Here is an 11,903-nt window from a genome sequence, read left to right on the forward strand (position 1 = left end):
GAGGCGTGACGTAACGGGTGACGACGACGGTTCGCAAGCGTTGAGGATCCACACTGCTTTCGGCGGCGGGAGTATATAGCCCAGATTCAGGCGGCTGGGAGCAGCTAATGCGACGAAGTGATGTGTGGTAGCGCGCTCAAGGCGCGCTACCGAGGTGAAATGTCCTGCTTATTAGAATGAGTCTTCAGACAATCAGACAATGCCGCCGCCAAAACTCTGACTCGCCGGACGTTTGTTGGCGCACTCCAGCCGATAGTTACTGCGGCGATAAGCGGCCACCGGATCGATCGCCGCGCCTTTCTGCAGCCGGGCGCGAGCCAGGATGGGCTGCACGTCGGTGGTGAACGCACGCTTCAGCGTCTGCGCCGCCATCAGCGCATCGTTCTGCTGTTGATAATCGGCAAGCACCTGCCGATCCACCAGCAGCGCCTGCGCATAAGCCCGCTGCAACTCGATGGCGCTGATCATCAGGCTCTCGATGGGATCGGTGACATTGTGGGACTGATCCAGCATGTGCGCCGGTTGGAAGTCCGGCGCCTGGCGCCACTGCGCATCGACCAGCTCGTTGAACACCAGGAACAGGCGGTACGGATCGATCGAGCCGGTGTCCAGATCGTCGTCGCCGTACTTCGAATCGTTGAAGTGGAAGCCGCCGAGCCGGCGGGCATGCACCAGGCGTGAGACGATCATCTCGATATTCACATTCGGCGCATGGTGGCCGAGATCGACCAGGCAGAACGCTTTCGGGCCAAGCGTCTGCGCCGCGAGCAGCGAGCTGCCCCAATCCTGAATCACGGTCGCGTAGAACGCCGGCTCATACATCTTGTGCTCGATGAGCATGCGCCAGTCCGCCGGCAGCGCCGCGTAGATCTGGCGGGTCGATTCGAGATAACGCTCGAAGGCACGGCCCAGATGCTGCTGACCGGGGAAGTTCGCACCGTCGCCGATCCAGACGGTCAGCGCCTTCGAGCCGAGCAGCTGGCCGATGCGAATGCAATCGATGTTGTGCTCGACGGCCTGGGCTCGCACCGCCGCGTCGGTGTGCGTGAGGCTGCCGAACTTATAAGAAAGCTTCTGGCCGGGGCGGTCCTGAAACGTGTTCGAGTTGACCGCATCGAAGCCGAGCCCGAGCGCGGTGGCCCGCTGGCGCAGCGCCGGCACGTCGTCGGTGTGATCCCAGGGCAGATGCAGCGAGACCGTGGGAGTGGCGCCGGTCAGGCTATGAATGACCCCGCAGTCCTCGAGCTTCTCGAACACATTGCGAGGCTCGCCGATGCCGGGGAAGCGTGCGAAGCGAGTCCCGCCGGTGCCGACGCCCCATGAGGGAATGGCCACGCCAAAGCTGGCGACGGTTGCGGTGACGGCGTCGATGTCGACGCCACGGCGACTCAGGATCGCGCCGAGCGCAGCGTAATCGGCCTCAACGTCTTTCAGCAGCTTCGCGTTGCCGTCGGCGATGAACGAGCGATCGCGCGGGTCGGAATAAGTGCCAGCCATGATGTCCCCCTCAACTCGCAGGGGATCGGGCGCGCCGCGCCGATCCCCTGCTCTCAAACCGTACTCGACTACCGCGTGAAGGCGGCTGCGTTACCGGCGTCGACGTTGATGATATTCCCGGTCGACTTCGATGCACGCTCGGATGCGAAGAAAGCCACCGCCTCCGCCACGTCCTCGGGATATACGCTGCGCTTGAGCAGGCTGCGCTCGCGGTAAATGGTTTCGAGCTCGTCGGTGCTGGTCTTGTACTGCTCGGCGCGCTGCTGGGCCCACTCGCCCTGCCAGATACGCGAGCCGCGCAACACAGCGTCCGGGTTCACGACATTCACGCGAATGCCGACCGGCGCGCCTTCCAGCGCCAGGCATCGAGCCAGATGCAGCTCGGCAGCCTTGGCCGTGCAGTAGGCGGCGGCGCCCGGCGACGCGGCCAGTGCGTTCTTGGAGCCGATGAACACGATGGAGCCGCCGATGTTCTGCGTCTTCAACAGCTGGAATGCCTGTCGCGAGACCAGGAAGTAGCCCGTGGACAGGATGTCCATGTTCTTCTGCCAGGTCGCGAGGCTGGTCTGATCGACCGGCGACGCCGACGCGATGCCCGCATTGGAAACGCAGATATCGACGCCGCCGAACTTCCACGAGCTGTCGCGGAAGCTGGCGACGACCGCGTCCTCGCGCGTCACGTCCATCCAGGTGCTGGCAACGACGTCGTTGCCATACTGTTTCTTCAAGCCCGCTTCGGCTTCGGCGAGCGCGTCATGATCGATATCGCACAGCACGACACACGCGCCTTCTTCCATCAACCGGCGTGCGGTCGCGAGGCCAATGCCGCCCGCACCGCCCGTGATGAGCGCGACGCGGCCCGCCAAAGGTTTCGGCTTCGGCATGCGCTGCAGCTTGGCTTCTTCCAGATCCCAATATTCGATATCGAATGCTTCCTGCTCCGGCAGGCCGCGATACGTCGACACCGCAGCAGCGCCACGCATGACGTTGATCGCATTGATATAGAACTCGCCGGCGATGCGCGCAGTCGCTTTATCGGCAGCGAACGTGATCATGCCGACGCCCGGCACCAGGTAAACGACCGCATTCGGATCGCGCATCTTCGGCGAGCCGGGCCGCTTGCAACGTTCGTAGTAAGCGGCGTAACGCTCGCGATACTGTTCGATGGCCGGCTGCACGCGACGGGCGAACTGCTCGATCGACTCGTTCGCCGCGTCGAACGGCAGCACCAGCGGCCAGATCTTGGTGCGCAGGAAATGATCCGGGCACGACGTGCCGAGATCGGCGAGCGCCTGCAATTTCTCGCTGCCCACGAATTCCAGCACCGCCGCGCTGTCGTCGAAGTGACCGACCTTGCGCGAAGTGCCAGAAATCAGGCCACGAATGCGCGGCATGATGGCGGCCGCAACTTCACGACGCTTTTCCACCGGCAAGGGCTGAGATTTGAGCGCACCGAACGGCAGCTTGCCGCGGCTCTTCTCAGCCAGCCACGTCGTCGCACGATTGATCACATCGAGCGTGTTCTCGTAGCAGTCCTTCGCAGTATCCGCCCAAGTGAACACACCATGCGCTTCGAGCACCACGCCGCGCGCTTTGGGGTTTTCACGAGTGAACTTGCGGAGCGCCAGGCCCAGTTCGTAGCCAGGGCGAATCCAGGGCAACCAGCCGATCTCGTCGCCATAGATTTCTTTGGTCAACGCCTTGCTGTCGGCGGACGCCGCAATCGCAATCAAAGCATCCGGATGCATGTGATCGACGTGCGCACGATCGACCAGGCCGTGCAACGGAGTATCGATACTCGCGGCCCGCGGATTCAGGTTGAACGTGCAGTGGGAATACAGCGGCACCAGCACGCTGTCGCTGTCCTTGCCCTTGTAGAACGGCTCGAGCGACAGGAACTTGTCCATATATAAGGTGGCGAAGCCGTCCAGCTTCATGGTGCCCAGGTCGCCGCCCGAGCCCTTCACCCACAGCACCTTCACGTCCTGGCCGGTGAGCGGATCCTTTTCGATGACCTTGGCGGAGGTGTTGCCGCCGCCAAAGTTGGTAATGCGCTTGTCCGAGCCGAGCAGATTGGAGCGGTACAGCAGCAGCTGGGCCGGCGTCATCCCGGCCGCGAGCGCATCGTTCCAGCGGTTTTCGACCAGCAACGAAGACGACTCGGCTTGCACCGGCTGAACCACACTCATCTAATCTCCCCCACAGGCAGTTTGATCGCGTTCGGGCATAAAAAATCGCTCCGCGCGCTATGAAATGACTGTTTACCACACGAATCGATCATATACAATCAGATGCGAGCATAATCGATCAGCAACGCGACAGCCGTGATCGAAACTGCTTTTAGGAGGTTCCATGTTGGAACGTGAGCGCCATAGCCTGATTCTGAAGCTCGTCGAAGAGCGCTCCATCGTGAGCGTCGGCGACCTGTTGGATTTGCTCGGCGCATCCGAGGCGACCATCCGTAGAGACATCAACACGCTGGCCGAGCGTGGCGAAGTCAAACGTATCCGCGGTGGCGCCGAAGCGGTGCGTCCGCGGCATCAGCCGCACCTGGTGGGCATGCCGTTCTCGCTGAGCCAGGACATCAGTGTTCCGCAGAAGCGCGCCATCGCTCGCGTAGCCGCGGAGCTCATCACTCCGGGCGAGAGCATCATTATCAATGGCGGCACCACCACGTTCGCGCTGGTGGAATTTCTCGCCGACCACGATCTGGACATCCTGACGAATTCGTTTCCGATCGCGGCCAAGCTGCTCGCGACCAGCCGCAATCGGATCACGCTGCCGGGCGGCACCATCTTCCGTGAGCAGAACATCGTGCTCAGCCCGTTCGACAACGACACCATCGACAACTTCTGGGGCAACAAGCTGTTCACCGGCTGCTACGGCCTGAACCGCTTCGGCATCATGGAAGCCGATCCGTTGATCGTGCAGGCGCAGACCAAGCTGTTGAAGCGTACCGAAGATGTGATCGTGATGGCCGACAGCAGCAAGCTGCGGCAGAAGTCGGCGATGATCGTCACGGGGCTGGAGCGGATCTCCACCATCGTCACCGACGACGGCGCCAAACCGGAAGAGTTGGAAGTATTCAAAGCGGCGGGCATCAAAGTGATCGTCGCCTCGGTGAGCCAGGACGACGAGTTGCAGAAACTCGCGTGAGTCAAAGCGCGGCGGCACGACCATAACGGTTGGCCGCCTGGATGCGGGGGATGAGAATGCGTAGAAGGGCAATGCTCGTGGGTGCGGTCTCGCTGGCCGCCGTGATGATCGCGGGCTGCGGCGATCGGCCGCAAGGCGCGGGCGACGGCAAGGCAGGCGAAAAACTTCGCATCGGCATCGTCGCCAAGAACCTGGGCAGCGGCTTCTTCGACGCCGTCCACAAGGGCGCGGACGAAGCTGCGGCGACACTCGGCGCAGAAATCATTTTCACCGGCCCCACCACGCCGACCGCCGAAGGGCAGATAGAAACATTGAATGCGCTGATCGCCCAGCGCGTCGACGCCATCGCGATTTCGGCGAACGATCCCGATGCCGTCGTGCCGACACTGCAGCGAGCGATGCAACGAGGCATCAAGGTCATTTCTTATGACTCCGCCGTTGCGAAGGCTGGCCGCGCCGTTCATCTCGCTCCGTCGTCGGACGAGTTGATCGGTCAGACCGTGGCGCAGCTCGCCGCCGAGCTGGCGCCGGAAGGCAAAGGCAAGATCGCGGTTGTTTCAGCGACGCCGACGTCGACCAATCAAAATTCCTGGCTCGCGCAGATGAAGCAGGCGCTGCCGCAGTACCCGGGGCTGGAGTTCGCAGGTGTTGTCTATGGCGACGATGTCGCAGACAAGTCCTATCGCGAGACCGTGGCGCTGGTGAAGCAGCATCCGGACCTCGCGGTCATTGTTTCGTTGAGCTCGGTTGGCATCGTGGCCGCAGCCAAGGCCATCGAGGATCAAGGGCTCACGGGCAAAGTGAAAGTCACTGGACTGGGCCTGCCCTCCGAGCTGGTCGGCTATGTGCGCAAAGGCGTCGTGCCGAAATTCGCGATCTGGAATCCCATCGACCTCGGCTACGCAGCGACTCAAGTCGCCGCCCAGCTCGCGCGCGACGCAAATCCTGAAGACGGCACGGAGATCTCATTGGGGCGCGTGGGTGCGGTGACGTTCGATGCCGACGGTGTCGGCGCGATGGCCAAACCGTTCATCTACGACCAGAGCAACGTCGAGCAGTTCGCGGCGATTTTCTGATGTCGGCGGCGATCCAGCAGGCACCGGCGCAGCCCATTCTGACGCTGACGCAGGTGAAGAAATCCTTCGGCGGCGCGCACGCGCTGCGCGATGCCAATCTCGATTTGTATCCGGGCCAGGTGACCGCGCTGATCGGCGAGAACGGCGCCGGCAAATCGACATTGGTCAAGATTCTGTGCGGCATCCATCAGCCGGACGGCGGTGAGCTCACGCTCGACGGCCGCTCCATCCGCGTGCGCGATCCCGAGCATGCGCGGCAGCTTGGCATCAACGTCGTGCATCAAGAGTGCGTGGTGTTCGACAATCTGACGGTTGCTGAGAACATCTTCGTCAGCAACCGCCCGAAGAATGGCCGCTTCATCGCATGGCGCGAGATGCGGACCCGGGCGGCGGAGATTCTGCGGCAGCTCGATGTTTCGTTCTCGCCCGACATGCTGGCAGGCCAGCTCAGCGTCGCCCAGAAGCACATCGTGCAGATCGCCCGCGCGTTGACGAGCGAAGCCCGCGTGTTGATTCTCGATGAACCGACCGCAGCGTTATCCCACCGCGAGGCTGAGGATCTGTTCCGCATCGCGCGTCGGCTGCGGGATGCCGGCTGCGCGCTGCTGTTCATCAGCCACAAATTCGAAGAGATCTTTTCGCTGGCGGACCGATACGTCGTGTTTCGCGATGGTGCGTCGGTGGGCAACGGCATGATTGCCGGCACCGGCAGCGAACAGCTGATTCGCATGATGGTCGGCCGTTCGGTCGAGCAGTTGTTTCCGAAACTGGAAACGACGCTGGGCAAGGAGCTGCTGCGCGTCGAGAGCCTGTCGCGTGCCCAGGAATTCGACAACATCTCCTTCTCCGTGCGACAGGGCGAAACGCTCGGCATCTATGGATTGGTCGGCGCGGGCCGCACCGAGCTGGCGCAATGTTTGTTCGGTTTGACGGCGCCGGATTCCGGCTCGATTCAGGTGGGCGGCAAGCCAGTATCGATCGCCAATCCAGCGGACGCGGTCCGTCATGGTCTGGCGTATGTTCCCGAAGACCGTCAGCAACAAGGCGCCATCCTGCCTTTCTCGATTGCCGCCAATGTCTCGCTCACCAATCTGAACTCGCTTGCACCGCGCGGCATTTGCAGCCGGCAACGCGAGTCGGCACTGGCGAATCATTGGATTTCTGCGCTTGGCATCAAAGCGACCGGCCCCGAGCAGAATGTCGGCGACCTGTCCGGCGGCAATCAGCAGAAGGTCGTGATTGCGAAGTGGCTGGCGCGCTCGCCGAAAGTTCTGATTCTCGACGAGCCGACCAAAGGCATCGACGTGGGCGCGAAATCGGCGGTGCATGCCGTCACCAGCGCGTTTGCTCAGCGGGGCAACGCCGTCGTGATGATCTCGTCGGAGTTGCCGGAGATCCTCGGCATGTCCGATCGCATCCTGGTCATGCGTCGCGGGCGCGTGCGTGCCTTGCTGGATAGAAGTGAAGCGACGGCGGAAAACGTCGTCCAGGCGGCGACCGACGCGTGATTCCAATGATACAAAACTCCGCCGCCCGGCGCGATCTCGCGCTCGGGGTCATCGTCGTGTTGTTGCTGGCTTCGGTCACGGCCGCGTTTCCGCAGTTCGCCCAGCCCGGCAACCTCGCCGAAATTCTCGACGACAGCGCCATTCTGATCCTGCTCGCGCTGGGGCAGATGTTGGTGATCCTCACGCGCGGCATCGATCTGTCGATCGCGGCGAATCTGGCGCTGTCGGGAATGCTGGTCGCACTGTTGAACAAGAACTATCCGGGCTTGGGCGTCGCGCCCGTGCTGTTGATCGCTCTCGTCAGCGGCACACTGCTCGGTGCGATCAACGGCCTCCTGGTGTGGCGGCTGAAGCTGCCGCCCATCGTCGTCACGCTCGGCACGATGTCGGTGTATCGCGGCGTGATTTATTTGCTGTCCGGCGGCACTTGGGTGAACGACAACCATATGTCGCCGCAGTTTCTCGGCTTCATTCGTTATGAGCTGCTGGGTCTCACCTTGCTCTCGTGGCTCGCAATCTTCGCTGTCGCTGCCTTTGCGGTGGTGATGCGTTACACCGTGTTGGGCCGGAATCTCTACACCGCCGGCGGCAATCCCGCCGCTGCGACCTACACCGGCATCGATCCCGGTCGCATGCAATGCATCGCGTACACGATCTGTGGCGCAATCGCCGGGCTGTGCGGTTATTTGTGGGTGGCACGCTTCGCGGTCGCCTACACCGACATCGCGCTTGGCTTCGAGCTGCAAGTGATCGCAGCATGCTTGATCGGCGGCGTCGCAATTGCGGGTGGCATCGGCACCGTGGCCGGCGTGGTGCTTGGCTGTCTGTTCATCGGTGTCATCAGAAATGCGCTGCCATTGATCGGCATCTCACCGTTCTGGCAGATGGGCATCAACGGCCTGGTCATCGTCGTAGCGGCCGTGCTGAGCGCGCGACGGCGCGAAGACAAGCGCGCCATCCTGGAGGCCCAAGCGGCATGAACACGCCAGGACACAAAAGCCTGCTGCGGCGGGGCTCGACGTTCGCGCTGATTCCGGTCATCGAGGCGACCTGACCATGCAGAGATTCAAGAGTCTGTTGCGCTGGGAGTCGATGCTCGCGCTGGTGCTGGTCATCGAGTTCGTCAGCTTCGCCAGCCTGTCGCCGTACTTCCTGGATGTGTGGACGCTGTCGGATGCCACGTTCAACTTCACCGAGCGCGCCGTCATTGCTCTGCCGCTGGCGCTGCTGATCATCGCGGGCGAGATCGATATCTCCGTTGCAGCCATCATCGCGTTGTCGTCCGTTGCGATGGGCTTGGCCGCCGCGGCCGGCATTCAAACGCCGGGCCTGGTTGCGATCGGCCTGGGCACGGGGCTCGCAGCGGGCATGGTCAATGGCGCACTGGTGACCTTGGGCCGCGTGCCCTCGATCGTCGCGACCATCGGCACGATGACGCTGTTTCGCGGGCTCGCCTATGCCGTGCTCGGCGATCGCGTGCTGAAGGAATATCCGGAATCGTTCTCTGTGTTCGGCCAGGGCTACGCGGCAGGCCCGTTATCCATCGAGCTGAGCCTGCTCATCGTACTTGCCGTCGTGTTCGGCTTGTTTCTGCATGTGACTCGCTGGGGGCGCACCATCTACGCTTTGGGTGCGAATCCCACCGCAGCGAAGTGGTCGGGCGTACCGGTCGATCGCTATCGCTTCGCGCTGTTTGCAGTGACCGGCCTTTGCAGCGGACTCGCAGCGGTGCTGCTCACATCGCGCCTCGGCTCGACGCGGCCGTCGATCGCGCAGGGCTGGGAATTGGAGATCATCAGCATGGTCATTCTCGGCGGCGTATCGGTGTGGGGCGGCAAAGGCACCATTCCGGGCGTGCTGCTCGCGGCCGTGGTGCTGGGCTTCGTGAACTTCGGGTTGGGGCTGTTGAACGTGCCGGGTATCGTGATGTCCATCATCGTCGGTGCGCTGCTCATCACCGTCGTCGCCATTCCGGTGATCGCCGAGCGCTGGTGGGGCCCGGCCCGCCGGCTTTCGTAACAACCTATGACGCATCCGCTGATCGCACTGATCGATATCGGCAAGACCAACGCCAAGGTCTCCGTCATCGATCCGCAGACAGGCACCGAGATTCGCGGCAGCCGACGGGCCAATGCCGTCGTTCAAGGTCCCGCGATGCGCGAACTGGACGTCGAAGCGATCAGCCGATGGTTGCTGGACGCGTTGCGCGACGCGCCTCATCGAGATCGCATTCGCACCATCGTTCCGGTCGCTCACGGAGCCGCCGCGGCCCTGATCGATCGCGACAATCGTGTAGTCGCCGCGCCGGACTATGAAGATGCTTGTTTCGAACGAGTGAACGCGGAGTATGGACAGCAGCGCGACGCTTACCAAAGCACGTACTCGCCAGACCTGCCGCTCGGACTGAACCTCGGCCGTCAGCTGTTTTTCCTGCAAGAAGCCCAGCCGCAGCTGTTCTCGCGAGTTGCTCACGCGCTGCTCTATCCGCAGTTCTGGGCATGGCGCTTGAGCGGCGTGATGGCCAGCGAAGTGACCTCGCTCGGTTGTCACTCCGATCTTTGGCTGCCACGAGAGCAGCACTTCTCGAAGCTGGCGCAGGTCCGAAGCTGGGACAAGCTGTTTCCGCCGAAGAAACTCGCGAGCGATGTGCTTGGGCCGATCTCGGCTGAGATCGCAGCCGCGACGGGCCTCGACCCGCAATGTCAGGTCACCAGCGGCATTCACGACTCGAACGCATCGTATCTGAAGTTTCTGATCGCGCGAGACCGCGAGGAGCCGTTCACGGTGATTTCGAGCGGAACGTGGACCGTCGTCATGGCGAACCGGGCGGATCTGTCACGACTTCGCGAAGACAAGGACATGCTCGCGAGCGTCGATGCCTTCGGATCGCCGGTGGCAACGGCGAGATTCATGGGCGGTCGCGAGTACGAAGCGATCGCGGGAACGGACGTCCGTCCCAATATGCCGGCGCTGCTCAATGTGATCGAGCGGCAGTCGATGGCCTTGCCGGCGTTCGCGAGTGGCGGACCGTTTGCCGGGCGCGAGGGGCGCGTAATCAATGCCGAGTCGTTGTCGGGCTCGGAACGGGCCAGCCTCGCAACGTTGTACATCGCGCTGATGTCCGAGTTGCTGATCGAGATGTTGGGCGCCGACGGCGCCGTGCTGATCGATGGCCCGCTCGCGACGAATCCCTTGTTCGGGTCGATTCTCGGTGCGTTACTGCCCGAGCGATCGATCGAGTTGAGCTCCGGCGACGGCGGCAACACGCGGGCTGCTTGTTATCTCGCGCGCTTCCATGACGCGCCACCTTCACCGATGACACCGGCGACTGCTGCGAGTCTCAAAGGATTGCCGGCCTATCGGGAAGCCTGGCGGAAACTGCTGGTGAGCTGACGACTCAGGTATTGCGCTTCGGGCCGAAGTCCGGTTCCTCGGTTCGTTTCTTGTCGCCCTTCTTGTCAGGCTCCTTTTTGGCATCGGACTTCTTGTCTTTGCCGTTCTTCTGATCCTTGTCAGCCGCCGGCTCGCCGATATCTTTCAAGTTGTCGCGGACTGCGCGAACCGAGATGCTGCCTTCGAGCGAGCGCGCAAAGGCGCTGACGAAAGCGTTATGCAGTACGCTGACAATGGTTTCGAGAATGCTGGTCTTGGGATTCTCGATCGTTCCCGTGAACGGGATGCGTGCGGCGACCTGCTCCTTCTCATCGTTCTCCAGCACGTTGGCCGCAAAATCCACCAGGCCTTCCCAGATGCGCTTCAGCACATTCTCTTCCGGCTCCTCGCTGCTGTAGATGTTGACGTGCTCCAGGATCGGCTTGGCGTAGCCTTTGAATTTGCCGTCGGCCGCGGCGAGCTCCAGGTACAGCTCGAAGTCGCCGGCCTCGGCATCGGCCTTGATGTACTGGCGCAGCCACGGATTCACTTGCGGCAGCTTCACGTTGCGCAACTGCAAGTTCACATCGAACGTCGGCTTGGCCTCGAGCGGATCGACGCTGCCGCTGACCTTGACGGAACCGCCGTCGAGCACCTGAGCATCGGCGCGAAAGCCGGCGAATGTTTCCTTGCCGCTGTCGACGACGTTGGTGAGATTGGTGAGCTCGCCTTCCAGCCTGGTCGCTTTGATCGCGTCCCGGGTGCTGATGCCAGGCGCGGTGAAGGTCACCGTGCCGTTGTGAACGCGCACCGTGTTGAACTTGAACGGAAACAGCTGCTCGAACCGGTCTGCCCAGTTCACGCCTTTACCGGTCTGCGACTGCTGTTCGTTCTCGGCCTTCACGAAGTTCACGTTGGGATTGAAGAACTCGGCTTCGGACACCAGCGAGCCGTGCAACAGACTGCGCCATTCGACCGAGAAATCGATGCGATCGCTGCTGAAGAACGGCACCGGCTGGCCCGAGCCGGTTTTCACGATCTGGATGTTGTCGATGCGGTAGGCGCCGCGGATCAGCGAGAGATCGACGTCGTCGATGTGGCCGTCATAGTCTTCGAGCGCCTGGAGCTGGTCGTTGACACGGTCGCGAATGAGGGTCGGCAGCGCTGCACGGATCGCCACAGCCAGGACGACCACGATGACGACGGCAATCAGCCATTTCTCACGCCTTCTCATGCCCCTGCAACGCATGCGGCTGGAAAGTGGTTTCGCCGGCAGCAAGACTTTGCCGGGCAT

General features: G+C 62.5%; 9 protein-coding genes. 6 read left to right on the top strand and 3 right to left on the bottom strand.

Annotation, left to right across the window (positions count from 1 at the left end; translation table 11 throughout):
• Nucleotides 1–192: 192 nt before the first annotated feature.
• Both rhaI and GYH35_RS30260 read right to left on the bottom strand, forming a co-directional pair.
• Nucleotides 193–1,497, bottom strand: a complete 1,305-nt coding sequence (rhaI, locus tag GYH35_RS30255) for an L-rhamnose catabolism isomerase (protein ID WP_161830364.1) — start codon at nt 1,495–1,497, stop codon at nt 193–195.
• A 68-nt stretch (nt 1,498–1,565) separates the two neighbouring features.
• Nucleotides 1,566–3,686, bottom strand: coding sequence for a bifunctional rhamnulose-1-phosphate aldolase/short-chain dehydrogenase (locus tag GYH35_RS30260; protein WP_161830365.1), 2,121 nt, complete (start codon nt 3,684–3,686; stop codon nt 1,566–1,568).
• Nucleotides 3,687–3,849: 163 nt separating this feature from the next.
• Between GYH35_RS30260 and GYH35_RS30265 the strand changes: the two genes are divergently transcribed.
• From GYH35_RS30265 to GYH35_RS30290, 6 genes are all read left to right on the top strand, one after another.
• Complete coding sequence (locus GYH35_RS30265) at nt 3,850–4,653, top strand: DeoR/GlpR family DNA-binding transcription regulator (RefSeq protein ID WP_161809992.1); 804 nt, start codon at nt 3,850–3,852, stop codon at nt 4,651–4,653.
• Between the two features lie 104 nt (nt 4,654–4,757).
• Nucleotides 4,758–5,729 (top strand): rhamnose ABC transporter substrate-binding protein, encoded by a 972-nt coding sequence (gene rhaS / locus GYH35_RS30270; protein ID WP_407700237.1) that lies wholly within the window; start codon nt 4,758–4,760, stop codon nt 5,727–5,729.
• A complete protein-coding gene (locus GYH35_RS30275; RefSeq protein WP_161830366.1) occupies nt 5,729–7,237 on the top strand; it encodes a sugar ABC transporter ATP-binding protein in 1,509 nt (502 codons plus the stop codon). The genes rhaS and GYH35_RS30275 overlap by 1 nt, the downstream gene beginning before the upstream one ends.
• Before the next feature lie 5 nt (nt 7,238–7,242).
• Complete coding sequence (locus GYH35_RS30280; protein WP_161830367.1) at nt 7,243–8,217, top strand: ABC transporter permease; 975 nt, start codon at nt 7,243–7,245, stop codon at nt 8,215–8,217.
• Nucleotides 8,218–8,293: 76 nt separating this feature from the next.
• Complete coding sequence (locus tag GYH35_RS30285; RefSeq protein WP_161809996.1) at nt 8,294–9,256, top strand: ABC transporter permease; 963 nt, start codon at nt 8,294–8,296, stop codon at nt 9,254–9,256.
• A 6-nt stretch (nt 9,257–9,262) separates the two neighbouring features.
• Nucleotides 9,263–10,630, top strand: coding sequence for an FGGY-family carbohydrate kinase (locus tag GYH35_RS30290; RefSeq protein ID WP_161830368.1), 1,368 nt, complete (start codon nt 9,263–9,265; stop codon nt 10,628–10,630).
• Nucleotides 10,631–10,634: 4 nt separating this feature from the next.
• Here the strand turns inward: GYH35_RS30290 and GYH35_RS30295 are convergent, their stop codons facing one another.
• A complete protein-coding gene (locus tag GYH35_RS30295) occupies nt 10,635–11,843 on the bottom strand; it encodes a DUF748 domain-containing protein (protein ID WP_161830369.1) in 1,209 nt (402 codons plus the stop codon).
• Nucleotides 11,844–11,903: the final 60 nt, after the last annotated feature.

Source organism: Steroidobacter agaridevorans, from assembly GCF_009932555.1.
Taxonomy (GTDB): Bacteria; Pseudomonadota; Gammaproteobacteria; order Steroidobacterales; family Steroidobacteraceae; genus Steroidobacter; species Steroidobacter agaridevorans.

What these genes read in the sequence shown, in the direction of transcription:
- rhaI (WP_161830364.1), bottom strand. Translation starts at nt 1,497, where the DNA reads ATGGCTGGCACTTATTCCGACCCGCGCGATCGCTCGTTCATCGCCGAC.
- GYH35_RS30260 (WP_161830365.1), bottom strand. Translation starts at nt 3,686, where the DNA reads ATGAGTGTGGTTCAGCCGGTGCAAGCCGAGTCGTCTTCGTTGCTGGTC.
- GYH35_RS30265 (WP_161809992.1), top strand. Translation starts at nt 3,850, where the DNA reads ATGTTGGAACGTGAGCGCCATAGCCTGATTCTGAAGCTCGTCGAAGAG.
- rhaS (WP_407700237.1), top strand. Translation starts at nt 4,758, where the DNA reads ATGATCGCGGGCTGCGGCGATCGGCCGCAAGGCGCGGGCGACGGCAAG.
- GYH35_RS30275 (WP_161830366.1), top strand. Translation starts at nt 5,729, where the DNA reads ATGTCGGCGGCGATCCAGCAGGCACCGGCGCAGCCCATTCTGACGCTG.
- GYH35_RS30280 (WP_161830367.1), top strand. Translation starts at nt 7,243, where the DNA reads ATGATACAAAACTCCGCCGCCCGGCGCGATCTCGCGCTCGGGGTCATC.
- GYH35_RS30285 (WP_161809996.1), top strand. Translation starts at nt 8,294, where the DNA reads ATGCAGAGATTCAAGAGTCTGTTGCGCTGGGAGTCGATGCTCGCGCTG.
- GYH35_RS30290 (WP_161830368.1), top strand. Translation starts at nt 9,263, where the DNA reads ATGACGCATCCGCTGATCGCACTGATCGATATCGGCAAGACCAACGCC.
- GYH35_RS30295 (WP_161830369.1), bottom strand. Translation starts at nt 11,843, where the DNA reads ATGAGAAGGCGTGAGAAATGGCTGATTGCCGTCGTCATCGTGGTCGTC.